This window comes from Rhodosalinus sp. (assembly GCF_046542825.1).
GTDB lineage: Bacteria > Pseudomonadota > Alphaproteobacteria > Rhodobacterales > Rhodobacteraceae > Rhodosalinus.
Window position 1 is genome coordinate 24,628 of record NZ_JBKHAQ010000001.1, and the last position, 24,643, is coordinate 49,270.

General features: G+C 70.2%; 25 protein-coding genes. 16 read left to right on the top strand and 9 right to left on the bottom strand.

What is annotated here, in order from left to right:
- The first annotated feature begins 221 nt into the window (after positions 1–221).
- Positions 222–1,928 carry an adenine deaminase gene (ade, locus tag ACLFOB_RS00110; RefSeq protein ID WP_410924216.1) on the top strand — a complete coding sequence of 569 codons (1,707 nt, stop codon included), beginning with the start codon at positions 222–224 and terminating at the stop codon, positions 1,926–1,928.
- Here the strand turns inward: ade and ACLFOB_RS00115 are convergent.
- From ACLFOB_RS00115 to gloB, 3 genes are all read right to left on the bottom strand, one after another.
- Positions 1,915–2,880, bottom strand: coding sequence for a M23 family metallopeptidase (locus ACLFOB_RS00115; RefSeq protein WP_410924218.1), 966 nt, complete (start codon positions 2,878–2,880; stop codon positions 1,915–1,917). The genes ade and ACLFOB_RS00115 overlap by 14 nt on opposite strands.
- Positions 2,880–5,204: an ATP-dependent Clp protease ATP-binding subunit ClpA gene (gene clpA, locus ACLFOB_RS00120; protein WP_410924219.1), complete on the bottom strand. Its 2,325-nt coding sequence runs from the start codon at positions 5,202–5,204 to the stop codon at positions 2,880–2,882. Before clpA ends, ACLFOB_RS00115 begins: the two co-directional genes overlap by 1 nt.
- Before the next feature lie 156 nt (positions 5,205–5,360).
- Positions 5,361–6,128 (bottom strand): hydroxyacylglutathione hydrolase, encoded by a 768-nt coding sequence (gene gloB, locus ACLFOB_RS00125; RefSeq protein ID WP_410916275.1) that lies wholly within the window; start codon positions 6,126–6,128, stop codon positions 5,361–5,363.
- Between the two features lie 62 nt (positions 6,129–6,190).
- Between gloB and ACLFOB_RS00130 the strand changes: the two genes are divergently transcribed.
- The 8 genes from ACLFOB_RS00130 (at position 6,191) to ACLFOB_RS00165 (ending at position 13,919) form a co-directional block, all read left to right on the top strand.
- Positions 6,191–6,922 (top strand): class I SAM-dependent methyltransferase, encoded by a 732-nt coding sequence (locus tag ACLFOB_RS00130; protein WP_410916274.1) that lies wholly within the window; start codon positions 6,191–6,193, stop codon positions 6,920–6,922.
- 702 nt (positions 6,923–7,624) lie between these two features.
- Positions 7,625–8,191 (top strand): F0F1 ATP synthase subunit delta, encoded by a 567-nt coding sequence (locus tag ACLFOB_RS00135; RefSeq protein WP_410916273.1) that lies wholly within the window; start codon positions 7,625–7,627, stop codon positions 8,189–8,191.
- Positions 8,192–9,730, top strand: a complete 1,539-nt coding sequence (gene atpA / locus ACLFOB_RS00140) for a F0F1 ATP synthase subunit alpha (protein WP_410924220.1) — start codon at positions 8,192–8,194, stop codon at positions 9,728–9,730.
- A 32-nt stretch (positions 9,731–9,762) separates the two neighbouring features.
- Positions 9,763–10,638 (top strand): F0F1 ATP synthase subunit gamma, encoded by an 876-nt coding sequence (locus tag ACLFOB_RS00145; RefSeq protein WP_410917570.1) that lies wholly within the window; start codon positions 9,763–9,765, stop codon positions 10,636–10,638.
- Positions 10,639–10,666: 28 nt separating this feature from the next.
- Positions 10,667–11,518: a hypothetical protein gene (locus tag ACLFOB_RS00150; protein WP_410924222.1), complete on the top strand. Its 852-nt coding sequence runs from the start codon at positions 10,667–10,669 to the stop codon at positions 11,516–11,518.
- A gap of 12 nt (positions 11,519–11,530) precedes the next feature.
- Complete coding sequence (gene atpD, locus ACLFOB_RS00155) at positions 11,531–12,955, top strand: F0F1 ATP synthase subunit beta (protein ID WP_410917568.1); 1,425 nt, start codon at positions 11,531–11,533, stop codon at positions 12,953–12,955.
- 54 nt (positions 12,956–13,009) lie between these two features.
- Positions 13,010–13,447, top strand: a complete 438-nt coding sequence (locus ACLFOB_RS00160; RefSeq protein WP_410917567.1) for a F0F1 ATP synthase subunit epsilon — start codon at positions 13,010–13,012, stop codon at positions 13,445–13,447.
- A gap of 121 nt (positions 13,448–13,568) precedes the next feature.
- Positions 13,569–13,919 (top strand): H-type lectin domain-containing protein, encoded by a 351-nt coding sequence (locus tag ACLFOB_RS00165; protein ID WP_410924224.1) that lies wholly within the window; start codon positions 13,569–13,571, stop codon positions 13,917–13,919.
- A 69-nt stretch (positions 13,920–13,988) separates the two neighbouring features.
- On the opposite strand, the gene ACLFOB_RS00170 is transcribed toward ACLFOB_RS00165, so the two are convergent.
- On the bottom strand, positions 13,989–15,005 hold the full coding sequence (locus ACLFOB_RS00170) for a ribose-phosphate pyrophosphokinase (RefSeq protein ID WP_410924226.1): 1,017 nt from the start codon (positions 15,003–15,005) through the stop codon (positions 13,989–13,991).
- Positions 15,006–15,110: 105 nt separating this feature from the next.
- Here ACLFOB_RS00170 and ACLFOB_RS00175 point away from each other — a divergent pair, with 105 nt between their 5' ends.
- Together ACLFOB_RS00175 and ACLFOB_RS00180 are read left to right on the top strand one after the other, a co-directional pair.
- Complete coding sequence (locus tag ACLFOB_RS00175) at positions 15,111–15,704, top strand: 2-hydroxychromene-2-carboxylate isomerase (protein ID WP_410924227.1); 594 nt, start codon at positions 15,111–15,113, stop codon at positions 15,702–15,704.
- Between the two features lie 2 nt (positions 15,705–15,706).
- Entirely contained in the window at positions 15,707–16,555 is an 849-nt protein-coding gene (locus ACLFOB_RS00180; RefSeq protein ID WP_410924229.1) for an alpha/beta fold hydrolase, read from the top strand.
- Positions 16,556–16,693: 138 nt separating this feature from the next.
- Here the strand turns inward: ACLFOB_RS00180 and plsY are convergent, their stop codons facing one another.
- The 5 genes from plsY to ACLFOB_RS00205 are packed head-to-tail and all read right to left on the bottom strand — an operon-like array spanning position 16,694 to position 20,475.
- Positions 16,694–17,308 (bottom strand): glycerol-3-phosphate 1-O-acyltransferase PlsY, encoded by a 615-nt coding sequence (gene plsY, locus ACLFOB_RS00185; protein ID WP_410924231.1) that lies wholly within the window; start codon positions 17,306–17,308, stop codon positions 16,694–16,696.
- On the bottom strand, positions 17,308–18,588 hold the full coding sequence (gene pyrC, locus ACLFOB_RS00190; protein ID WP_410924232.1) for a dihydroorotase: 1,281 nt from the start codon (positions 18,586–18,588) through the stop codon (positions 17,308–17,310). Before pyrC ends, plsY begins: the two co-directional genes overlap by 1 nt.
- Positions 18,585–18,974, bottom strand: a complete 390-nt coding sequence (locus tag ACLFOB_RS00195; RefSeq protein WP_410924234.1) for a hypothetical protein — start codon at positions 18,972–18,974, stop codon at positions 18,585–18,587. The genes pyrC and ACLFOB_RS00195 overlap by 4 nt, the downstream gene beginning before the upstream one ends.
- Positions 18,971–19,528, bottom strand: a complete 558-nt coding sequence (locus tag ACLFOB_RS00200; RefSeq protein WP_410924235.1) for a hypothetical protein — start codon at positions 19,526–19,528, stop codon at positions 18,971–18,973. Before ACLFOB_RS00200 ends, ACLFOB_RS00195 begins: the two co-directional genes overlap by 4 nt.
- A complete protein-coding gene (locus ACLFOB_RS00205; RefSeq protein WP_410916110.1) occupies positions 19,525–20,475 on the bottom strand; it encodes an aspartate carbamoyltransferase catalytic subunit in 951 nt (316 codons plus the stop codon). The genes ACLFOB_RS00200 and ACLFOB_RS00205 overlap by 4 nt, the downstream gene beginning before the upstream one ends.
- Positions 20,476–20,689: 214 nt before the next feature.
- Here ACLFOB_RS00205 and ACLFOB_RS00210 point away from each other — a divergent pair, with 214 nt between their 5' ends.
- From ACLFOB_RS00210 to ACLFOB_RS00230, 5 genes are all read left to right on the top strand, one after another.
- A complete protein-coding gene (locus ACLFOB_RS00210; RefSeq protein ID WP_410924237.1) occupies positions 20,690–21,478 on the top strand; it encodes a uracil-DNA glycosylase in 789 nt (262 codons plus the stop codon).
- Positions 21,475–22,101 (top strand): LysE family translocator, encoded by a 627-nt coding sequence (locus tag ACLFOB_RS00215; RefSeq protein WP_410924239.1) that lies wholly within the window; start codon positions 21,475–21,477, stop codon positions 22,099–22,101. Before ACLFOB_RS00210 ends, ACLFOB_RS00215 begins: the two co-directional genes overlap by 4 nt.
- Positions 22,098–22,640 (top strand): molybdenum cofactor biosynthesis protein B, encoded by a 543-nt coding sequence (gene moaB, locus ACLFOB_RS00220; protein WP_410916113.1) that lies wholly within the window; start codon positions 22,098–22,100, stop codon positions 22,638–22,640. Before ACLFOB_RS00215 ends, moaB begins: the two co-directional genes overlap by 4 nt.
- Positions 22,637–23,074, top strand: coding sequence for an NUDIX domain-containing protein (locus ACLFOB_RS00225; protein WP_410916114.1), 438 nt, complete (start codon positions 22,637–22,639; stop codon positions 23,072–23,074). The genes moaB and ACLFOB_RS00225 overlap by 4 nt, the downstream gene beginning before the upstream one ends.
- 109 nt (positions 23,075–23,183) lie before the next feature.
- Entirely contained in the window at positions 23,184–24,641 is a 1,458-nt protein-coding gene (locus tag ACLFOB_RS00230; RefSeq protein ID WP_410924241.1) for an efflux RND transporter periplasmic adaptor subunit, read from the top strand.
- Positions 24,642–24,643 lie beyond the last annotated feature (2 nt).

Genomic DNA, 24,643 nt, shown 5'->3' on the forward strand with positions numbered 1-24,643 from the left:
CTTTTGCCACGGGCGCGCGCGGGGGGCCAGTGGCGGCTGCGACGGCGGGGCCGAAGAAGGGGGCGCTGCCCCCTCGGCCCGTTCCGGGCCTCACCCCCGGGGTATTTCGCGCAAGAGGAAGGACCGGGCGTTCGCGTCGAGGCGCCACCAAGCTGCGGGAGACCTTGCGCGGAACGGCCGGGTGGGGCGAAGATCGGGGCGCAACTGCAAGGAGCGCGCGCATGTCCCGACCCGATCTCGCCACGCTGATCGCCCAGGGCGCGGGGCGGGAGCCGGCCGAGCTCGTCCTTCGTGGCGCACGGGTTCTCGACGTGGTCACCGGCGATCTGCTGGAGGGCGATGTGGCGATCTGTGGCGATACGATCGTCGGCACCTGCGACGCCTACGAGGGACGCGAGGTCGCGGATGTCTCTGGCCTGATCCTGGTGCCCGGGTTCATCGACACGCATCTGCATGTCGAAAGCTCGATGGTCACGCCCTTCGAGTTCGACCGCTGCGTGGCGCCGCGCGGGATCACCACGGCGATCTGCGATCCGCACGAGATCGCCAATGTCGCGGGGCTGGAGGGCATCCGCTATTTCCTGGAGGCGGCGGAGCGCGTGGTGATGGACCTGCGGGTGAACCTGTCGTCCTGCGTGCCCTCGACGGCGATGGAGACCTCCGGCGCGCGGCTGGAGGCCGCGGATCTGGCCCCGCTGATGGATCATCCGAAGGTGATCGGGCTGGCCGAGATGATGAACTATCCGGGCGTGGTGCACGGCGATCCGGGGGTGCTGGCGAAGCTGGAGCTTTTCCGCGGGCGGCACATCGACGGGCATGCGCCGCTGCTTTCGGGGCGCGGGCTCAACGCCTATCTCGCGGCCGGCATCCGGACCGAGCACGAGGCGACCACGGCCGGGGAGGCGCTGGAGAAACTGCGCAAGGGGATGCGCGTGCTGATCCGCGAGGGGTCCGTCTCGAAGGATCTGGAGGCGCTGCTGCCGCTGATCACCGAGCGGCACGCGTCTTATCTGGCCTTCTGCACCGACGACCGCAATCCGCTGGACATCGCGGAGGAGGGGCACCTCGATCACATGATCCGCTTCGCCATCGCGGGCGGTGCGCCGCCGCTCGCCGTCTATCGCGCGGCCTCGCTCTCTGCCGCCGAGGCCTTCGGGCTGAAGGACCGCGGCCAGATCGCGCCGGGCAAGCGGGCGGACATCGTCGCGCTGGAGTCGCTGGACGCGTGCCGCGCCGTGCGTGTCTGGTGCGGCGGGGTCGAGGCGACCGAGGCGGCCTTTGCGGCGCGCGAAACCGTGGCGCCTGTGGCGCGGGACAGCGTGAAGGCGCCGCGGGTGACGGCGGAGAGTTTTCGCTGCGCCGGCAATCGCGCAGAGACGCCGGTGATCGGCATCCTGCCCGGCAAGATCATCACCGCCCACCTGACCGAGGAGGTCGTGCCGCAGGATGGCGACAAGCGCCCCGATCCGGCGCGCGACCTGGCCCGCATCGCCGTGGTCGAGCGGCACGGGGTGAACGGGAACATCGCCACCGGCTTCGTGCGCGGCTTCGGCATCGCGCGGGGCGCGATCGCGGCGACCGTGGCGCATGACCATCACAACATCGTCTGCGTGGGCGCGGATTACGCCGACATGGCGGTGGCGGTGAACCGGCTGTCGGAGATCGAGGGCGGCTTCGTCGTGGCCGAGGGCGGGCGCGTGACGGCCGAACTGGCGCTGGAGATGGGCGGGCTGATGTCGCTTGCGCCCTTCGAGGAGGTGCACGCGCGGCTCGTCGAGCTGCGCGCGGCGGCGAAGGCGCTGGGCGTGACGCTGGCGGAGCCCTTCCTGCAGCTTGCCTTCGTGGCGCTGCCGGTGATCCCGCACCTGAAGATCACCGATCACGGCATGGTCGACGTGGACCGTTTCGAGGTGATCAGCGCAGGGTGACGGTGGTCTCGATGCGCTCCAGCTCGGTGCCGTCGCGGCGGAGCGTGACGGTGCCGCGGTAGTCGCCCGCGGGCCAGCCTGCGGGCGGGCGGCGGGTGCCCGCAGCGCGGAACATCTGCGCCCGGTCGCGTTCGAGCAGGGTGGAATGGTCGATCACCTCGCCCTGCGGGCCCGCGATCCGCAGGGCGATCACGTCGCCTGCGCGCGTGCCGAAGGCGAAGCCGAAGAGGACCAGCGCGGGGGCCTGCGTGGTCATGGCGGTTTCGCTGGCGGTCCCGGCCTTGATCGCGGCGTATTCGGGAATCGCAGGGGCAAAGCCCGCGTCCAGCATCCCGCCGGGGCGATAGGGGGGCGGATCGGTCCAGAGCGCGTCAGGGGAAGCGGTGCCGCAGACCTCGTCGCCCGTGGGATCGAAGGGATCCACGGTCGCGCCGTCGCGGCGCAGGATGAATTCGAGGTGAGGAAACTCGGTGCGCCCGCTCAGCCCCACCTCGCCCAGCAGATCGCCGCGGGCGACCGTGTCGCCGGCCCGGACCGCGATGGAGCCGCGGCGCAAATGGCAATACTGCGTCTCCCATCCGTCCTCGTGCCGGAGTGCCACGCCGTTGCCGCAGCCGCGCCCGTCGAGCGCCTCGGCCATTTCGGGGGTGTAGAGCCGGTCTGCCCTGCCGTCGCGCACGCCGCGCACGGTGCCGGGGGCGGCGGCCCGCACCGGCACGCGGGCGTCGAGGTCAGCCAGCGTGGGCAGGGCGAAGTCGGTGCCGGTGTGCCCGTCGTAGCTGAGCGTGCCGCAGGCGTAGTCCTCTGCCTCCGGGCCCGGGTCGGTGTCGACGTATTGCTGGATGTAGCAGCCCATGTCGGGCGGGCAGTCGATGGGCACCGAAAGCTGAAGCGCCCCCGCGGCCGGCACGGCCACGGGGGCGAGGGCGAGCGCGACGGCCCGCAGGATCATCAATCGGCGGTCAGAAGCGGGGGCTTCTTCGACGACAGCCGCGGCTTCGGCGTGCTCTCGATCTGCAGGTCGAGCGCACCGTCCTTGACGGCCACCCGGACCACCCCGCCCTTGGCCAGCTTGCCGAAGAGCAGCTCTTCGGCCAGTGGCTTCTTGATGTTCTCCTGAATCACGCGGCCCAGCGGGCGCGCACCCATCTTGTCGTCGTAGCCCTTGTCGGCCAGCCACTCGGCGGCTGCTGTGGTGAGCTCGATGGTCACGTTGCGATCCATGAGCTGCGCCTCGAGCTGCAGGACGAACTTCTCGACCACCTGCAGGATGACCTCCTTGGGCAGCGCACCGAAGCTGATGACAGCATCCAGTCGGTTGCGGAACTCCGGCGTGAAGGTCCGCTCGATCGCAGCGGTATCCTCGCCCTCGCGGCGGTCGCGGCCGAAGCCGATGGCGGCCTGCGCCTGTTCGATGGCGCCGGCGTTCGAGGTCATGATCAGCACCACGTTGCGGAAGTCGACCTGGCGACCGTTGTGATCGGTCAGCGTGCCGTGGTCCATAACCTGCAGCAGGATGTTGAACACGTCCGGATGCGCCTTCTCGATCTCGTCGAGCAGGAGCACGCAATGCGGATGCTGGTCCACGCCGTCGGTGAGCAGGCCGCCCTGGTCGAAGCCCACGTAGCCCGGCGGTGCGCCGATCAGCCGCGAGACGGCGTGCTTTTCCATGTATTCCGACATGTCGAAGCGCAGCAGCTCCACGCCCAGCGTGTCGGCGAGCTGTTTCGCCACCTCGGTCTTGCCCACGCCGGTCGGGCCGGCGAAGAGGTAGTTGCCGATCGGCTTGTCGGGCTCGCGCAGGCCGGCACGCGCCAGCTTGATCGAGCTTGCCAGCGCCTCGATCGCCTTGTCCTGCCCGAACACCACGCGCTTGAGCGTGCCCTCGAGGTCCTTGAGCACCTCTGCGTCGTCCTTGGAGACGCTCTTGGGCGGGATGCGGGCGATCTTGGCGACGACGGCCTCGATCTCCTTCTGGCCGATGGTCTTGCGCCGCTTCGATTCGGCCAGCAGGTGCTGCGCCGCCCCGGCCTCGTCGATCACGTCGATGGCCTTGTCGGGCAGCTTGCGGTCGGTGATGTAGCGCGCGGAAAGCTCGACGGCCGACTTGATCGCGTCGGCAGTGTATTTCACCGCATGATGCTCCTCGAAATAGGGCTTGATGCCCTTGAGGATCTTCACGGTGTCGTCGACGGTGGGTTCCGTCACGTCGATCTTCTGGAACCGGCGGCTGAGCGCGCGGTCCTTCTCGAAGTGCTGGCGGAACTCCTTGTAGGTGGTGGAGCCCATGGTGCGCAGCTTGCCGCCCTGCAGCGCGGGCTTGAGCAGGTTCGAGGCGTCCATCGCGCCGCCGGAGGTCGCGCCGGCGCCGATGACGGTGTGGATCTCGTCGATGAAGAGCACGGCGTCGGGGTGTTCCTCGAGCTCGTTCACCACGGCCTTGAGCCGTTCCTCGAAATCGCCGCGATAGCGGGTGCCCGCCAGCAGCGCGCCCATGTCGAGCGCGTAGATGGTGGTGTTCTTCAGGACCTCAGGCGTTTCGCCCTTGACGATCTTGCGCGCCAGGCCCTCGGCGATGGCGGTCTTGCCCACGCCCGGATCGCCCACCAGCAGCGGGTTGTTCTTGCGCCGGCGGCACAGCACCTGGATGCAGCGCTCGACCTCGGTGTCGCGGCCGATCAGCGGGTCCACGTCGCCCGAGCGCGCCTTGGCGTTCAGATCGACGCAATACTTGCCCAGCGCCGATTCCTTCTGGTCGCCGGGTTCGGCGGCGGTCTGTGCCTCTTCCTCCTGCTCGGTGGCGCCGGTGACGGGGCGGCTTTCGCCATAGGCGGGGTTCTTGGCCACGCCGTGGGCGATGAAGTTCACCGCGTCGTAGCGGGTCATGTCCTGCTCCTGCAGGAAGAAGGCGGCGTTCGATTCGCGCTCGGCGAAGATCGCGACGAGCACGTTGGCTCCGGTCACCTCGGTGCGGCCGGAGCTCTGCACATGGATCGCCGCGCGCTGGATCACCCGCTGGAAGGCGGTGGTCGGCACGGCCTCGGATCCTTCGATGTCGGTGACGAGGTTCGACAGTTCCTCGTCGATGAAATCCACCAGCGTGCCGCGCAGCTCTTCGGTGTCGACATTGCAGGCCTTGAGCACCTTGGCCGCCTCGGGCTCGTCGACGAGCGCGAGCAGAAGGTGTTCCAGCGTGGCGAATTCGTGCGACCGCGAGTTCGCCAGCGCCAGCGCGGAGTGGATTGCCTGTTCCAGCGTGGTCGAGAAAGACGGCACGGGCTGTGCTCCTCTGGTCTGGGCGGAAGGGGAAGAGGCCCTTCCACCATGGGCTCTGAGTGTTAAAGTTTGGTCGAAGACGGGCGGTCTTCAAGCACTTTCTTGGGCGGGTGGGACACATTGCCCTGATCCGGTGCGCGCCCGCCGCGCGACAGATCAGAAATTGTCCTTGCGCGCGCGCAGGGCTGCAAAGACCTCGGCTGCGGAGGCGTCCGGCAAACCCACGTTGGAGCGGATTTCGGGGCTGTCCGGGCGCAGGAACGGGTTGGTTTCCAACTCCAGTGACAGGGCCGACGGAACGGTCGGCCGGCCCTCTGCACGCGCTTTCTTGCTTTCTTCAATACGCGAGATAAGGCGCCGGTTCCCCGGTTCAACGGACCGGGCGAAGTTTCCGTTGGCCAGCGTGTATTCGTGGCCCGAGCAGATCAGCGTCTCGGGCGGCAGCGCGGCGAGCTTCGACAGGCTCTGCCACATCTGCTCCATCGTGCCCTCGAAGACGCGCCCGCAGCCCAGCGCCATCAGGCTGTCGGCGGTAAAGGCCGCGCGGCTTTCGGGGAAGTGGAACGCGATGTGCCCGACGGTGTGGCCCGGCACCTCGATCACGGTGCCTTGCTCGCTGCCGATCTCGACCGTGTCGCCTTCGCGCACTTGCTGGTCCAGCGGCGGAAGACGGTGCGCGTCCTGCGCGGCGCCGACCACCCGCGGTGCGAAGCGCGCCCTGATCGCGTCAAGGCCCTGCACGTGATCGGCATGATGATGGGTGAGCAGAACGACATCCGCGGACCAGCCGCGGTCGTCGAGCGCGGCGAGGATCGGGGACGCCTCGGGCACGTCGACCACCGCCGTGCGGCCGGTTTCCGGGTCGTGCGCGAGAAAGGCGTAGTTGTCCGACAGACAGTGGACGGTCACGATTTCCAGGGGCATGGCGTTTCGGCCCTCCGTTGCTATTGTCGGTCCAGCTTGACCGATCGCACCGTGGGGCCGCAATGCATCTCGACGTGCAGGACCTCAGAGAGTTCTACTATCGCAGCGCGCTGGGCCGGGCGGTGCAGGCCGCCGTGCGCGGTCAGCTGACCGAATTCTGGCCCGAGGCGCAAGGCCAGTCCGTGGCGGGCTTCGGCTTCGCCGTGCCGCTGCTGCGTCCCTATCTGGCCGAGGCGCGCCGTGTCGTCGCGCTGATGCCCGGGCCGCAGGGCGTGATGCCGTGGCCGGCGGGGATGCCCAATGTCTCGGTGCTCTGCGAAGAAACGCTCTGGCCGCTCGAGACCGGCCACATCGACCGGCTGGTCATGCTGCACGGGCTGGAAACGTCCGAGCGCCCCGCGGCGGTGCTGGAAGAGGCGCATCGCGTGCTTGGTCCCGGCGGGCGCGCGATCTTCGTGGTGCCCAACCGCGCCGGCCTCTGGTCGCGGTCGGATGCCACGCCCTTCGGCTACGGTCGTCCCTATTCGCTGGGACAGCTGGAGACGCAGATCGAGGCGCATGACTTCGTGCCGGAGCGGCACGCCGCCGCGCTTTTCCAGCCGCCCAGCACGCGGCGCTTCTGGATGAAGTCCGGCCCGATGTGGGAGCGCATGGGCCGCAGGCTGCACACCGTGCTGGCGGGCGGCGTGCTGATCGTCGAGGCGACGAAGCGCCAACCGCCCCGGCCCAGCGGGCTGCGCGAACGGGCGCGCGAGCCCGCGGGCGTGCTGGCGCCGGAGGCCAAGCCCGCCTGATCCGCAGGGCCACCGCCTTGCCCGGGGAGCCTCCGGCCGCGAGGCTGCCGGTGCGGGGCCCGAATGCCTGCGATGGATATTCACCGCGTCATGGCGGCCTGCTGGCGGGTCCGGGAAGGGCAGACCGGCACGGGCACGCCGCGCGCCTCGCGCCGGACGGCCGCTGCCGGAACACGCCCTTGCAGGTCCTGACCGGGGCGCTTGCCGGCGCGCGGATCGAACCGAAACGCGACCGGCCGCTCGCCTGCCGGGGTCCGGACCGGACGGACCGCGGTGATGCCGCGCACCGGCGCGTGGGCCATCTGATCGGCGCCAGGGCGCTTTCCGGCGTCCGTGCGGCCGTGACCGGGACCGGGGTGGCCGAGTGCGCGCCGGGCGTTCCGCTGCCGCGGCTCGCTGCGCAAGGGATGCGGGCCGCGCGCGCCGCTTCGCATTTCGTGCCGGTCAGCGGCGCGGGCGCCTGGAGCCGGCCGCGAGTGCTGCGGCGCGGCGTCCCGGCGCAGGCAGGTTCGCGCATTGCCCGGCCAGGGTCACGGGGGCCAAGCCACAGGGGCCTTGCGGCGAAAGGCGGGATAGGTTGTTGCCCGCCGTGAAAGCCTCTGCTACACGCACACCGATTTTGCGGCCCGGCGCCCGGCCGGGCGTCTCAACGCCCCCGGGCGGCTCGTGTCGTGCCGCATGCGGGGGCTTCACAGCGGAAGGGTGGACGTGTCCGAACCTGCTTCGATTTCCTCTGGCATTGCGTCCCGTTATGCCACCGCCATCTTCGAAATCGCGCTCGAGGGCGACTCGCTTGGCGAGCTGGAACGCAGTGTGGACGATCTTGGTTCCGCGCTCGACGACAGCGCCGACCTGCGCGCGCTGATCTCGTCGCCCGTTTACACCCGCGCCGAACAGGGCGCGGCGATCCTCGCCGTTGCCGACAAGATGGGCGTGATGCCGGGCCTGCGCAACGCGCTGGGCCTGATGGCGGAAAAGCGGCGTCTCTTCGTGCTGCCCGCACTGGTGCGCGAACTGCGCGAGCGCATCGCGCGCCACAAGGGCGAGGTGACGGCAGACGTCGTCTCGGCCCGGCCGCTCAGCGACGAGCAGTCGAGGAAGCTGGCCCAGACGCTGCGCGCCCAGGTCGGAAAGGACGTCAAGATCAATGCCACCGTCGATGAGGATCTCATCGGCGGCCTCGTCGTGAAGGTGGGTTCGCTGATGATCGACAGTTCGGTCCGCGCGCGCCTCGCCGCACTCCAGAACGCAATGAAAGAGGTCGGATAGATGGGTATCCAAGCTGCCGAGATCTCGGCGATCCTGAAGGAGCAGATCAAGTCCTTCGGCCAGGAAGCCGAGGTGGCAGAGGTTGGCCGCGTGCTCTCTGTCGGCGACGGCATCGCCCGTGTTCACGGCCTCGACAACATCCAGGCCGGCGAGATGGTCGAGTTCCCCGGCGGCATCCGCGGCATGGCGCTGAACCTCGAGATCGACAACGTGGGTGTCGTGATCTTCGGCTCCGACCGCGACATCGGCGAGGGCGATGTCGTCAAGCGCACCAGGTCCATCGTGGACGTGCCGGTGGGCGACGCGCTGCTGGGCCGCGTGGTGGACGCGCTGGGCCAGCCGCTGGACGGCAAGGGCGAGATCGCGGCGTCCGAGCGCCGCGTCGCGGACGTGAAGGCCCCCGGCATCATCCCGCGCAAGTCGGTGCACGAGCCGATGGCCACCGGCCTCAAGGCGATCGACGCCATGATCCCGATCGGCCGCGGCCAGCGGGAGCTGATCATCGGCGACCGTCAGACCGGCAAGACCGCGGTGGCGCTCGACGCCATGCTCAACCAGAAGAGCTACAACGAGGCCGCGGGCGACGACGAGTCGAAGAAGCTCTACTGCGTCTATGTCGCTGTCGGGCAGAAGCGCTCGACCGTTGCGCAGCTGGTCAAGCGGCTCGAGGAGAACGGCGCGATGGAATACTCCATCGTCGTCGCCGCGACCGCCTCGGACCCCGCGCCGATGCAGTATCTCGCGCCCTATTCGGCCTGCGCCATCGCCGAATATTTCCGCGACAACGGGCGGCACGCGCTGATCGTCTACGACGACCTGTCGAAGCAGGCCGTGGCCTACCGCCAGATGTCGCTTCTGCTGCGCCGTCCGCCGGGGCGCGAGGCCTATCCGGGCGACGTGTTCTACCTGCACTCCCGCCTTCTGGAGCGCGCCGCGAAGCTGAACGAGGATCATGGTGCGGGCTCGCTGACCGCGCTGCCGATCATCGAGACGCAGGGCGGCGACGTGTCGGCCTTCATCCCGACCAACGTGATCTCGATCACCGACGGGCAGATCTTTCTGGAAACCGACCTGTTCTATCAGGGCGTTCGCCCGGCGGTGAACACCGGCCTGTCGGTGAGCCGCGTGGGCTCGTCCGCGCAGACCGGCGCGATGAAGTCGGTGGCCGGCTCGCTCAAGCTGGAACTCGCGCAGTATCGCGAAATGGCGGCCTTCGCGCAGTTTGGCTCGGACCTCGACGCAGCCACCCAGCGCCTGCTGAATCGCGGTGCGCGGCTGACCGAACTGCTCAAGCAGCCGCAGTATTCGCCGCTGACGAACGCGGAGATCGTGGCCGTGATCTTTGCCGGCACCAACGGCTTCCTCGACAAGCTCCAGGTCTCGGACGTGCGCCGCTTCGAGGATGGCCTGCTCCGGCACCTGCGCGGCAAGCGCAAGGACATCCTTGACTGGATCGCGGAGGAGGACCCCAAGATCAAGGGGGAGGCCGCCGACAAGCTGAAGGCCGCGATCGACGAATACGCGAAAGACTTCAGCTGACCTGATCCCAAGGGACAAAGGACCAAGGCCACATGCCGAGCCTCAAGGACCTCAAGAACCGGATCGCGTCGGTCAAGTCGACCCGGAAGATCACCAAGGCCATGCAGATGGTCGCGGCGGCCAAGCTCCGCCGCGCCCAGGAGGCGGCCGAGTTGGCGCGCCCCTATGCCGAACGGTTCGCCGCGGTCATGGGGCAGCTTGCCGCCAGCGTGGGCGACAGCGATACCGCGCCGAAGCTGCTGGCCGGCACGGGCAGCGATCAGACCCACCTGCTGGTCGTGATGACGGCCGAGCGCGGCCTTTGCGGCGGCTTCAACGCCAACATCGCCAAGCTCGCCCGCCAGCGCGCCGAGGAACTGCGCCGGCAGGGCAAGGCCGTGAAGATCCTGACCGTCGGCAAGAAGGGGCGCGATGCCCTGCGCAGGGAATGGTCCGACGCCTTCGTCGGCCACATCGACCTGAGCGAGGTGAAGCGCCTGGGCTACGGCGACGCGCAGCGCGTGGCGAAGGACGTGCTCGACCGCTTCGAGGCGGGCGAGTTCGATGTCGCCACCATCTTCTTTTCGCGGTTCGAGAACGTCGTGAGCCAGGTGCCCACCGCGACGCAGGTGATCCCGGCCGATTTCGAGGCGCCGGAAGAGGGTGAAGCCGCCACGCTCTACGACTATGAGCCCGGCGAGGAGGAGATCCTGGCCGATCTCCTGCCAAAGGGCGTGGCGACGCAGATCTTCTCGGCACTGCTGGAAAACGGCGCCTCGGAGCAGGGCGCGCGGATGACCGCGATGGACAACGCGACGCGCAACGCGGGCGAGATGATCGACAAGCTGACCATCGAATACAACCGCTCGCGCCAGGCCGCGATCACCAACGAGCTGATCGAGATCATCTCGGGCGCCGAGGCGCTCTGAGCCGCACGGAACCGGGGACGACAGGGACATGACAGCCATCGCGCCGCGATACGTGACGGAAGAAGCGACAGCCGAGCTGTCGTTCTCTGTCTGCACGCTCGTGGCCTCGGAGGCAAAATACGAGCGGATGCTCGCTTCCTTCGCGCGGCTGGGGTTCGATGCGTCCAACACCGAGTTTCTTGCACTGGACAACCGCGATGCCAACCGCTTCGAGGGATACGGCGCGTTGCGGGCGGTGTTCCCCGCCTGTCGCGGCGAGTATATCCTCTTCACGCATGATGACATCGAACTGGTCGATCAGGGGGCGGAAGAGCTGCTCGACGTGCTGCGCGCTCTCGAGGACCGCGATCCACTCTGGACGGTGGCGGGCAATGCGGGCTGGTCGGCGGGGCGGTCGGAGCAACTCGTGCTGCATCTGAGCGACCCGCACGGGACGCACCGGATGGAGGGCGGCCCGGTCGAGGTGCAGTCGCTGGACGAGAACTTTCTCGTCCTGCCGCGGCGGCGGATGACCTTTCCGTCACTCGACCTGGAGGGGTATCATCTTTTCGGCACGGACCTCTGCCTGCAGGGTCGCGCCGCGGGCGGCCGCGCCTATGTGGTGCCGTTCTTCCTGCACCACCACAGCGGCGGATCGGACAGCCCGGCCTTCCGCATCGGTCTGGACCGGTTCTCGACCAAGTATGCGCACCTGAGCCTGCCCGCCCGGATCCGCGCGCCGGCCACCCATGTCTACATCGGCGCGACCGGGCAGGCGTTGCAGGCCGTCGATACCGTATCGCGACGGCTCAAGGACCTCTGGAGCCGCGTCTCTTCTCGCGTGGCGCCGAAAAAAAAACCGCTGCCTCCGGCGGCGATGAATCGTAAACTCCCAGCCTGAAAGGTTACTTGGATGGCGAACGCAAAAGGCAAAGTGACCCAGGTCATCGGCGCCGTGGTGGACGTGCAGTTCGGCGACCACCTGCCCGAGATCCTGAACGCGCTCGAGACCGACAACAACGGCAAGCGTCTGGTGCTCGAGGTGGCGCAGCACCTGGGCGAGAACACGGTGCGCACCATCGCGATGGATGCCACTGAAGGTCTGGTGCGCGGGCAGGAGGTGACGGACACCGACGGCCCGATCACCATGCCGGTGGGCGACGCCACGCTGGGCCGCATCATGAACGTCGTGGGCGAGGCCATCGACGAGAAGGGCGAGATCGAGACCGAAGAGCGGCGCCCGATCCACGCGCCCGCGCCCGAGTTCGTCGACCAGTCGACCGAATCCGAGATCCTTGTCACCGGCATCAAGGTCATCGACCTGCTCGCCCCCTACGCCAAGGGCGGCAAGATCGGCCTCTTCGGCGGCGCCGGCGTGGGCAAGACGGTTCTGATCCAGGAACTGATCAACAACATCGCCAAGGTGCACTCGGGCTACTCGGTGTTCGCCGGCGTGGGCGAGCGGACGCGCGAGGGCAACGACCTCTATTACGAATTCATCGAGTCGGGCGTGATCAACGCCGACGACCTGACGAAGTCGAAGGTGGCGCTGGTCTACGGCCAGATGAACGAGCCGCCGGGCGCGCGGGCGCGCGTGGCGCTGTCCGGCCTGACGCTGGCGGAGCAGTTCCGCGACCAGTCGGGAACGGACGTGCTGTTCTTCGTCGACAACATCTTCCGCTTCACGCAGGCGGGCTCCGAGGTGTCGGCGCTTCTGGGCCGCATCCCCTCGGCCGTGGGCTACCAGCCGACGCTTGCCACCGACATGGGCCAGTTGCAGGAGCGGATCACCTCGACCCGGCAGGGCTCGATCACCTCGGTGCAGGCGATCTACGTGCCCGCGGACGACCTGACGGACCCGGCGCCGGCGACCTCCTTCGCGCACCTCGACGCAACGACCGTTCTGTCGCGGGCGATCTCGGAGCTTGGCATCTATCCGGCCGTCGACCCGCTCGACTCGACCTCGCGTCTGCTCGACCCGGCGGTGATCGGGGAGGAGCACTATCAGGTCGCGCGGGACGTGCAGGGCGTTCTCCAGCGCTACAAGGCGCTGCAGGACATCATCGCGATCCTCGGGATGGACGAGCTGTCCGAAGAGGACAAGCTGACGGTGGCCCGCGCCCGCAAGATCCAGCGCTTCCTCAGCCAGCCCTTCGACGTGGCCGAGGTCTTCACCGGCTCGCCGGGTGTGCAGGTGTCCCTCGAAGACACGATCTCGTCCTTCAAGGCCGTCGTCGCGGGCGAATACGACCACCTGCCCGAGGCCGCCTTCTACATGGTCGGCGGCATCGAGGACGTGAAGGCGAAGGCCGAAAAGATGGCGGCCGAAGCCGCCTGATCGGGACGATCGCACGCCCCGGCCGGTGCGGCCGGGGCCACATGAGGAGACCCCATGGCTGACACGATGCAGTTCGATCTCGTGAGCCCCGAGCGCCGGCTGGCCTCGATGGCGGTGACGGAGGTGGAGATCCCCGGCACAGCGGGCGACCTGACCGCGATGGCCGGTCACTTGCCCACGATCACGACCCTGCGCCCCGGCCTGCTCAAGGCGCGCGGTCCCGAGGGCGGCGACGAATATGTCGTCACGGGCGGCTTCGCCGAGATCGGCGCCGAAGGCGTGACGGTTCTGGCCGAGCGTGCGGTGCCGCGGGGCGAGATGACGCAGGAGCATCTCGACGAGATGATCGCAGAGGCACGCGAAGCGCACACGAAGGCGAAGGAAGCCTTCGTCAACGAACCGGGCCCCGTGGACGATGCGGCCAAGCTGCTGGCCGATATGGTCGCCGTCGGCACGCACATCGGCCTCGATACCCGGCAGGCCAGCCTCTGAGCGAGCGCGCGGGAGGGACCGGCGCTGCAAGGGACCCCGTCGCGGCGGGGCCCCTTCGCTCGTTTGTGCCACGCTCTTGCCGGAGGATGCCACAGCCCGCCCGGCCGGCACCGGAAGCGCCATGAAAACCTTCGAATCCCGTCTCTTGGGTATCGAACAGGGCGAGGTGACGCTGTTCTCGGACTACGAGGACGGCGGCCCGATGTGGACCGGAAATGGCGCGCGCGCGCGCCGTGACAGGGTGCGGTTTTCCAGACCCTTCGCGAGGCGTCCGGCTGTGCAGGTCTCGGTCACCCTGTGGGACTTCGACCAGGGCACGAACGCGCGCGCGGACCTTGCGGCCGAACGGGTGACGGAGGAGGGGTTCGAGATCGTCTTTCGCACCTGGGCCGATACGCGGGTTGCGCGCATACGGGTGGGCTGGATCGCGCTGGGCCAGATGCCCAATCCTGACGACTGGAATCTCTACTGACGTTGTGCGGATGGCGGGGGCAAGCGGTTTCCAAACCGCTTGAACGCGCTTGCAAGCGCGTTGCCCGCCTCAGCTGCGAAGCTGGCCCTCGTAGAGCGGCTCCAGCATCTCGGTGTTGAAGAGCGACGAGACCGAGGTGCCGTTCCAGATGTTCAGGATCGCCTGCGCGAAGACCGGCGCGGTGGGCAGGATGCGGATCTTGTCTGCAACGCGCACGCCCTCGCTGGGCGCGATGGTGTCCGTGATGACCAGGTGCTTCATCACCGACCCGCTGATCCGCTCCACTGCCGGTCCCGACAGCACGCCGTGCGTGATATAGGCGTGCACCTCGGCGGCCCCCTTCTCCATCAGAAGCTCGGCCGCCTTCACCAGCGTGCCAGCGGTGTCGCAGAGGTCGTCCACGATCAGGCAGCGCCGGCCCTCCACCTCGCCGATCACCGTCATGCCCGCGACCTCGCCGGCCTTCTCGCGGCGCTTGTCCACGATGGCGAGCTGGCTGCCGATCCGGGTGGCAAGCTCGCGCGCCCGCGCCACGCCCCCCACGTCGGGCGAGACCACGGTCACTTCCTCGAGATGGCCGTTGAACCGCTCGGCAATATCGAGCGCGAAGACCGGCGAGGCATAGAGGTTGTCGACGGGGATGTCGAAGAAGCCCTGGATCTGCGCGGCGTGCAGGTCCATGGTCAGCACCCGTTCGATCCCGGCCTCGACCATCATGTTGGCGACCAGCTTGGCCGAGATCGGTGTCCGGGCCTTGGTGCGCCGGTCCTGCCGGGCATAGCCGAAGTAGGGGATCACGGCGGTGATCCGCGCAGCCGACGAGCGGCGCAGCGCGTCGGTCATGATCAGCAGTTCCATCAGGTTGTCGTTCGCCGGGTTCGAGGTCGACTGGATGATGAACATGTCCTCGCCGCGCACATTCTCGAAGACCTCGACGAAGATCTCGCCGTCGTTGAAGCGTTCCACCCGCGCATCGACGAGGTCCACGTTCATGCCGCGATGCATCGACATGCGGCGGGCGATGGCACGGGCGAGCGGCAGGTTGGCATTGCCCGAAATGAGCTTGGGCTCGACAGCGTTCGGCATGGGGAGGGGGCTCCGTCAGAGGCGGCATGACAGATTCGTGACGTTGACACCGCTTAGCACGCGCCTAGGGTCGCGCAAACCCGGACGCGACGGAGGGCGGGCTCGATGCGGATCGACTACTACTTCTTCACGGTCTCGCCCTTCGCCTGTCTGGCCGGCGACCGGCTGGAGCGGATCGCGGAGCGCCACGGCGCCGAGATCGTCTACAAGCCCGTGGACGCGGCTGCCCTCTTCGCGCGCACCGGCGGCCAGCCGCTACCCGAGCGTCCGCAGGCGCGCCGCGATTACCGGCTGCAGGAGTTGCGCCGGCAGGCGAAGAAGCGCGAGATGCCGATCGCCCTGCAGCCCGCGCATTTCCCGACCAATCCCGCGCCCTCGTCCTACGCGATCATCGCCGCGCAGGCAGACGGCGCGGGGGATACCGGCGCGCTGGTGCGCAACATCCTCACCGCCTGCTGGGTCGAGGAGCGCGACATCGCCGAGGACGCGGTGATCCGCGACTGCCTCGGGCGCGCGGGCTTCGATCCCGGCCTGGCCGACCGCGGCCTGCTGGCGGGGGCGGAAACCTACGCCCGCAACCTCGAAGAGGCGGTGGAGGCCGGCGTCTTCGGGTCACCCTTCTACATCGTGGGCGACGAGCGGTTCTGGGGACAGGACCGGCTGGAGGATCTGGACCTCCACCTCGCGGGCAGGCTCTGAGCGTGGAAAGCGCCGGACCGGGCCGCGTGACCGCCGGCGGTTTTCCGACCTTTGTGCGGCGCTGGGGTCGCGGCGACCGGGCGGCGGTGCTGATCCACTGCTCGCTCGGGCAGTCCACGCTCTGGGAGGGCGTGGCGCAGCGGCTGTCGGATGCGCTGTCGATGACCGCCTTCGACCTGCCCGGCCACGGGCGCAGCGGCGCCTGGGAGGGGCCGGGCGACGTTCAGGCACAGGCCGTGGCGATGGCGGCGGACCTGATCGAGGGGCAGGCGGACCTGATCGGCCACAGCTTCGGGGCGACCGTGGCGCTGCGGCTGGCGGTGGAGCGGCCCGCGCTGGTGCGCAGCCTCGTGCTGATCGAACCCGTGTTCTTCCAGCTTCTGCCGGAGGACCGGCCCGACCTGATCGCGCGGCACGACGCCGAGATGGCGGATTACACCGCCGCGGCGGCGCGCGGGGACTGGGCGGAGGCCGCGCGCCTTTTCACCGCGAAATGGGGCGACGGTCGCCCCTGGGAGGATCTGAGCCCGGCGCAGCGGGAGACGCTGGCGCGCCGCATCCGGGTGGTCGAGGCAGCCTCTGCCGTGATCCGCGCCGACGGCGGGGAAGTGCTGCGCTCCGGCGCGCTGGGCCGGCTGGAGGTGCCGGTGCTGCTGATGGAGGGGGCGAAGAGCCCCGAGTATATCGCGGCGATCGACGCGGGCCTCGCCGCGCGTATCCCCGGCGCCCGGCGGGTCGTCATTCCCGGCGCGGGCCACATGCTGCCGGTGACGGATCCCGAAGACGTGGTTGAAGAGATCCGGAGGTTCCTGGACCTGCCGCACAAGGGGAGCGTTGCGCCCGAACGCTGACGCGGCCTCGACCTTGGGTATCGTCAGAGCGGGGAAAGCGCCGGTATCGGCTGAAGAGGCCCCCGCACGCGGCCGGGCGCGTCCCGGATAGGCGGGCCGGCCGGGTGCGGAGCGCGTCTTGCAACGCCCGGCACCGCCTCAGCCCTCGCGCTTGCGGCCGATCCGGGGCTCGGTCCCTGCGCGGATGCGGGCGATGTTGTCGCCGTGGCGCCAGAGCACGACAATTGCCAGCGCGGCGGCGAGCGCTGCTGTCTCGCCCCGGCCCAGCAGCACGGCCCAGAGTGGCGAGAGCGCGGCCGCAACCAGCGCGGCGAGCGACGAGAGGCGGGTGACTGCCGCCGTTGCGAGCCAGGTCGCGCAGGCAGCGAGGCCCAGGGGCCAGGCCAGCGCCAGCAGCGTGCCGAGGAAGGTCGCCACCCCCTTGCCGCCGTCGAACCGCAGCCAGACCGGGAAGCAGTGCCCGAGAAAGGCGGCGAGCCCGGCCACCTGCGCGGCGTCCTCGCCCGCCATGGCGCGCGCGAGCAGCACTGCCGCGGCCCCCTTGCCGCTGTCGAGGATCAGGGTGGCTGCCGCGGCGCTCTTGCTGCCGGTGCGCAGCACGTTGGTCGCACCGATGTTGCCCGAACCGATCGCGCGCAGGTCGCCCAGCCCGAAGGCCCGCGTGATGACGAGGCCGAAGGGCACCGAGCCCAGCAGGTAGCCGGCGGCGGCCCAGAGGAGCAGCAGGAGCCATGCGGTCTCGAGCGGGGGCATCAGGCCTCTCCGTGGATGCGGCGCCCGCCGACCCAGGTGCCCAGCACCCGGCCCTGCAGCAATGCGCCGTCGTAGGGCGTGTTCTTCGATTTCGACTGCATCGTCCAGCGGTCCAGACGGAACGGCGCGTCGGGGTCGAAGAGCACGAGATCGGCGGGCGCGCCCGCGCGCAGGGTGCCTGCCTCCAGGCCCAGCCGGCGCGCGGGATTGAGCGCCAGCGCGCGGAAGAGCGCGGGCAGGTCCAGCGCGCCGGCGTGGTAGAGGCGCAGCGCGGCCGGCAGCAGCGTTTCCAGTCCCACGGCGCCGGGCGCGGCCTCTTCGAAGGGCAGGCGCTTGCTTTCCTCGTCCTGCGGCGTGTGCATCGAGCAGAGCAAGTCAATCAGCCCCGTGCGCAGCGCCTCGACCACCGACAGGCGATCTTCCTCCGACCGCAGCGGCGGGGTGAGCTTGAAGAAGGTGCGATAGTCCCCGACGTCGAGCTCGTTGAGGGTCAGGTGATGCACGCTGACGCCCGCGGTGACGTCGAAGCCGTTCGATTTCGCGCGCTCCAGCGCGGGCAGGGCGCGGGCGGTGGTGATCTGGTCGAAATGCACGCGCGCGCCGGTCATCTCCACCAGCGCAACATCGCGGTCGAGGCCCATGCGCTCGGCCATCGGCGAGACGGCGGGCAGACCCTTGAGCGTGGCGAACTTGCCGCCGGTGGCCGCGGCCCCGCGCGACAGCCCCGGTTCCTGCGGGTGCAGGACGGCCAGCGCACCCAGCCCGCGGGCATAGGTCAGGGCGCGCGAGAGCACGCGCGCATCCGCCGTGACGCGGAAGGCATCGGTGAAAGCCACGGCGCCCGCGTCGCGCAGGAAGCCGATCTCGGTCATCTCGCGCCCCTCGCAGCCCTTGGTGAGCGCGGCCATGGGGTGGATGCGGACGCCACCCGCCTCGCCCGCGCGGCGGCGGACGAAATCCAGCGCCTCCGGCGTGTCGAGCGGCGGCAGCGTGTCGGGGCGGGTGATCAGCGTGGTGACGCCGCCCGCCGCGGCCGCGCGGCCCGCCGAGCGGAAGCTTTCCTTGTGCCGTTCGCCCGGCTCGCCGATCTTCACGCCCCAGTCCACGATGCCGGGGGCGAGGCAGCGGCCGCGCGCATCGATCCGCTCATCGGCCCCGGGCGGGGCCTCTTCGCCGCTCAGGCCCGCGATCCGGCCGTCGCGGATCAGCAGCCAGCCGCGGGTCTCGCGCGCGGCCTCGGGGTCGATCAGGCGCGCGTTCTGGATCAGGATGGAGGTCACAGGGTCCTCCCCGCGGCCTGCCGGATCGCGGCGAGCACCGCCTCTCGGTCGGCGAGATACTTGATCAGGTGCTTGTCGCCGCCGCGCGTCACCACCTGTACGGCGCTGCCGAGGGGACGCAGGCGTTCGATCTGGTCCAGCGCCACGCGCCGCCCGCCGGGGCCGTGCAGCGCGCCGTCCTCGATGCGCCACTCGTGCCCCAGTTCCTCGGAGGCGAGATACCAGGCGCGGACGCCGACGGCGGCAAGGCCCGCGACGGCGCCGGTCCAGACATGCGGGTTTCCGATCGCCCAGAGCACGGCCATCGCGCCCGCCATCGCCAGCGCCGCCATCCAGGCGTGATCGCGGATGTAGGTGGCCCGGTCGGGGCGGAAGACCGTGCTCATCTGCCGCCCCCCAGCACCACCGCGGCGACGAGGAGCGCCAGCACCAAAAGCGCCAGAAGCGCCAGAACCGGCGATGTGCGCCGCGCGGGCGGGGGCGGGACCGGCGCGGGCGAGATCGTTCCGTGGCCGGACCCGGACCCAAGCGCGATGCGCGGGGTCTGGCCCCCTTCCTCGGTCAGCCGCGCGACGAGCCGCAGGGGCGCGCGCACCTCCAGCCGTTGCGGCTTGCCGCCGAAGGCGCTGGACATGGTCACGGCCACATGGCCCGTGAGCGCGTCGAGCCGGCCGCGCAGCGACGCGAGTTCGTCCTCGGGGAGTCCGTAGCCTTCGGCGAGATAGGTGGACAGCGACATCGCGCCCAGGTCGGCCACGCGGATCACCTCGGCATAGGTGCGGTCGAAGGGATCGGCGCCCAGCGCGCGGGCGAGCGGGTCGTCGCCCTCGTCGGAGCCTTCGGGCGCGCGCCAGCGCTCCGCCTCCGCTTCGGGCAGATCGAGGGCGAAGACGCGGATCACGCCGGCCTCGTGCGCGGGCAGGTCGATGGGCTCGCTCATGCCGTGACCTCGGCCGCGGCCTCGCGCCAGTTGCGGGCGAGCAGATGCATCGCCGCCATGCGCACGGCCACGCCCATCTCGACCTGATCGCGGATCACCGAGCGGTTGATGTCGTCGGCAAGCGTGCCGTCGATCTCGACCCCGCGGTTCATCGGGCCGGGGTGCATCACGATGGCGTCAGGTTTCGCATGCGTGAGCTTGTCGTGGTCGAGCCCGTAGCGGTGGTAATACTCGCGCTCGGACGGGACGAAGCCGCCGTCCATCCGCTCGCGCTGGAGCCGCAGCATCATCACCACGTCGACGTCGCGCAGGCCCTCCTCCATGTCGCCAAAGACCTCGACGCCGAAGGCGTCGATGCCCGCGGGCAGCAGGGTGGGCGGCGCGATCAGCCGGATGCGGTTTTCCATGCGGTTGAGCAGCAGGATGTTCGACCGCGCGACGCGGGAATGCGCGATATCGCCGCAGATCGCGACCGACAGGCGGTGCAGCCGCCCCTTCGCCCGGCGGATGGTGAGCGCGTCGAGCAGCGCCTGCGTGGGATGTTCGTGCCGGCCGTCGCCCGCGTTCAGCACCGCGCAGGTGACCTTTTCGGCCAGCAGATTCACCGCGCCCGACTGCGGGTGCCGCACCACCAGCAGGTCGGGCCGCATGGCGTTGAGCGTGGTCGCGGTGTCGATCAGCGTCTCGCCCTTCTTCAGCGAACTGGCCTGCATCGCCATGTTCATCACGTCCGCGCCCAGTCGCTTGCCTGCCAGCTCGAAGCTGGCCTGGGTGCGGGTGGAGGCCTCGAAGAACATGTTGATCTGCGTGGCGCCGGCAAGCGCGTCTGCGTGGCGGGCGGGCTGGCGATTGAAGGCGACGTAGCTGTCGGCGAGGTCGAGAATCTCGGTGATCGCGGCGGGGCTGAGCGGCTCGATGCCCAGAAGATGTCGGTCGGTGAAGCCCATGCGCGCCCTCTTCGCCGCTGGCGTCGGTATAGGACCCGCGACGGGGCGGGGCAAGGCGCGGCTGTGCCGCGCGGGTGGCGGTCAGGGAGATGAATTTTCGATCGAAAATTCTTCGGACGGGCTGCTTCCGAAAAATCTTCGCAGAAGATTTTTCTTCGCGCGCACCACCTGCGGCGGGCTGGCGGCCTCTTGCCGCGCGCACTACTCTCGGATCATGGAGTCCGCGATCGACTGGCACACCGCGAAGGCCCTGCTGGAATGGCAGGTCGAGCTCGGCGCGACCGAGGCCATCGGCGATGCGCCGGTGGATCGCTTCGCGGAGGCGGAGGCGGCGGCGCAGGCCGCTGCCGCCGCGCAGGAGGCGCCCGTCGCCACGCCTCAGTCCGCCGGGGCACGGACGGACCCCGTGGCAGAGGCGGAGGCCGCGGCGCGCGGCGCCGCGGATCTCGATGCCTTGCGCGCGGCGCTTGCGGCCTATCCGCATTGTGCGCTGAAGCAGGGCGCGCGCAGCCTTGTCTTCGCCGACGGGCGGGCGGGCGCGCGGGTGATGATCGTGGGCGAGGCGCCCGGACGCGAGGAGGATCTGGAGGGGCGGCCCTTCGTCGGGCGGGCCGGCAGGCTGCTGGACCGGATGCTTGCCGCCATCGGCCTCGACCGCGCAGCCGCGGCGCCCGAAGGCTCGGTCTACATCACCAACGTCCTGCCCTGGCGCCCGCCGCGCAACCGCGAGCCCACGGCGGAGGAGACGGCGATGATGCTGCCCTTCCTGCGCCGGCACATCGCGCTTGCCGCGCCGGAGGTGCTGGTCGTGATGGGCAATTCCAGCGCGCAGGCGCTGCTGGGCCGCAGGGGCATCACCCGGCTGCGCGGGCAGTGGGACGAGGCGCTGGGCCTGCCCGCGCTGCCGATGCTGCATCCCGCCTACCTGCTGCGCAATCCGCACGCCAGGCGCATGGCCTGGGAGGACATGCTGACGCTCGCCGCGCGGCTGGAGGGCGCATGATCGACCCGCTCGTCCTGCTGGCTTTCCTGCCGGCCGCGCTTGCGCTGAACCTGACGCCGGGGGCGGACATGATGTTCGCGCTGGCGCAGGGGCTGTCGGGTGGACGCCGCGCGGCGCTCGGCGCCGCGGCCGGCATCTCCGCCGGCGTCATGCTGCATGCCCTCGCGGCGGGGCTGGGCCTTGCCGCGCTGATCGCGGCGCATCCCGCCGCGCTGGAGGCGATCCGCTGGCTGGGCGCGGGGTATCTGCTGTGGCTGGCAGTTCAGGTGTTGCGCCGCCCGCCGGCGCAGGTCAGCGCCGCTGCCATGCCGGCGGCGCGCGCCTTTCGGGCGGGGCTTGCGGTGAACCTGCTGAACCCGAAGGTCATCCTTTTCACGCTGGCCTTCCTGCCGCAGTTCGTGCGCCCCGCCGAGGGCGCGATCCTGGCGCAGTTCCTGATCCTTGGCGGGCTGCTGGCGCTGGGCGGCCTTCTGGTCAACGGGGCGGTCGGCCTGTCGGCAGGCAGGGCCGCCGCCCGTCTCGTGCGGGCGCCGCGCGCGCGGCGGATCGCCGCCCTGGTCTCTGCCGGCATCTTCGGGGCGCTTGCACTGCGCCTTGTCCTTGGCGCAAGGTCCGCAGCATGAGCCGCATCGACCAGTCGCGCGAGTTCCTGCCCGTTCGCATTGCCGTGCTGACCGTGAGCGACACGCGCACGCCGGAGGACGACCGCTCGGGCGCCGCCCTGGTGGAGCGGATCGAGCAGGCGCGGCACGTCCTGGCAGACCGCCGCATCCTGCCCGACGAGCGCGAGATGATCGCGGAGCAGCTTCGCCGCTGGGTGGCCGACCCGGACATCGACGTCGTGCTGACGACCGGCGGGACAGGCCTCACCGGCCGCGACGTGACGGTGGAGGCGCACCGCGACGTCTACGAAAAGGAGATCGATGCCTTCGGCACGATCTTCGCGCTGGTCTCCTGGCAGAAGATCGGCACCTCCGCGGTGCAGAGCCGCGCGACGGCCGGGGTGGCGGGGGGCACCTATCTCTTCGCGCTGCCGGGCAGCCCCTCGGCCTGCCGCGATGCCTGGGACGCGATCCTTGGCCCGCAGTTCGACTATCGCCACAGGCCCTGCAACTTCGTCGAGATCCTGCCGCGGCTCGACGAGCACCGCCGCCGAAAGTGAGCGGGTTCCGCAGGCTGGGTGCCCTGCCCGAGGCGGAGGGCTGGCAGGGCGCGCTGGTCATGGCGCAGGACGGCGCGGGCCGCGTGCTGATGCAGTTGCGCGACGACCGTCCCGACATCGCAGCGCCCGGGCACTGGGGGCTCTTCGGCGGCGGCGTCGAGCCGGGCGAGAAACTGGTCGAAGCCGCGGTGCGCGAATTCCGGGAAGAGACGGGCGTCTGGCTGTCGGAGCATGAACTGGCGCCGCTGGTGCGGGTGCCCTCCCACGCGCGCGCCGACGGGGTGCTCTATGTCTTCCATACCGACCGGCGGGTCGCGCCGGGCGATCTGCGGCTGGGCGAAGGGGCGGGTTTCGCCTTTCTCACTCCGGCGCAGCTTCTGCGTTTCGACGTGATCGAGCCGTTGCGCCCGCTCTTTGCGGAAATGTTCGACTGAGCGCGACGGAAGGGCGCATCCGTGACGCAGGAACCGCGCGGGCTTGGGGATTCCCCGGGGGCTGCCTATCTGCCTATTCTGGCCCGGCAGGGCCGCACGAGGGGGATGGATGCGATTTCTCAGACAGAGCGTCACGGGCCTGTTCCTGGTGGCCGCGGCGCTGGGCCTTCTGGTCTATGCCGGGCTGTCGCTGCAAGGCGCGGTGCAGGAGCGCATGGCGCAGGAGCCGCGCGTGCCGCAGGTGCGCGAGCGGGTCTTTGCCGTCGACGTGGTGCGCGCGGAGGCGGGCACCGAGACGCCGGTCCTGTCCGCCTTCGGCGAGGTGCAGAGCCGCCGCATGCTGGAGCTGCGGGCCGCGGCTGCGGGCCGTGTCGTCGCGCTGTCGGACGACTTCGTCGAAGGTGGCCAGGTCGCGGCGGGCGAGGTGCTGCTGCGCCTCGACCCGGCCGAGGCGCAGGCGGCGTTCGATCGCGCGCGCGCCGATCTGATGGATGCCGAGGCCGAGGCGCGGGAGGCCGAGCGCGCCCTGGGCCTCGCGCGGGACGAACTGGCGGCGGCGCGCGATCAGGCCGATCTGCGCGAACGCGCGCTGGCGCGGCAGAGGGACCTCGCCGGTCGCGGCGTGGGCACGGCGGCGACGGTCGAGACGGCGGAACTGGCGGCCTCCTCGGCGCGGCAGGCGGTGGTCGCGCGGCGGCAGGCCGAGGCGCAGGCCGAGGCGCGCGTGGCTCAGGCCGCCACCCGGATCACCCGCAGCCGCATCGCGCTTGGGGATGCGGAGCGGCGGCTGGACGACACCGTGCTGCGCGCGGGGTTCGACGGAACGCTGGCCGATGTCGCGGCGATCGAGGGCGGGCTCGTGTCGCTCAACGAACGGCTCGCGCGGCTGATCGACGCCGAGGCGCTCGAGGTCGCCTTCCGCGTCTCGACGACGCAATATGCCCGCCTGCTCGATGCGGAGGGCAGGTTGCGGCCCGCGCCGGTGGAGGTGCGGCTCGACGTCTTCGGCACCGACCTGTTGGCACGGGGCCAGCTCGAACGCGACAGCGCGGCGGTCGGCGAGGGACAGTCCGGCAGGCTGATCTTCGCCCGGCTCGAGGCGGCGCGCGGCTTCAAGCCCGGCGATTTCGTCACCGTGCAAATCGAGGAGCCGCCGCTGGAACGCGTCGTGCGACTGCCCGCCGCCGCGCTCGATTCGGGGGGCGACGTGCTGGTGGTGGGGCCGGACGACCGTCTGGAGGCGATGTCCGTCACCCTGCTGCGACGGCAGGGCGACGAGGTGCTGGTGCGCGCCCCGGGCCTCGACGGGCGGCAGGTGGTGGCGGCGCGGACGCCTCTGCTCGGCCCCGGCGTGGAGGTGCGCCCGCTTGAGGGCGAAATCGCGAAGGATGCGGCGCCCGAGCCGATGCTGGAGCTGAGCGAAGAGCGCCGCGCGCGGCTTGTGGCCTTCATCGAGGGCAGCCGGCAGATGCCGGACGACGCCAAGGCGCGGATCCTCGCGCGGCTTGCCGAGCCCGAGGTGCCCGCCCGGATGGTCGAGCGGATCGAATCGCGGATGGGGGGCTGAGC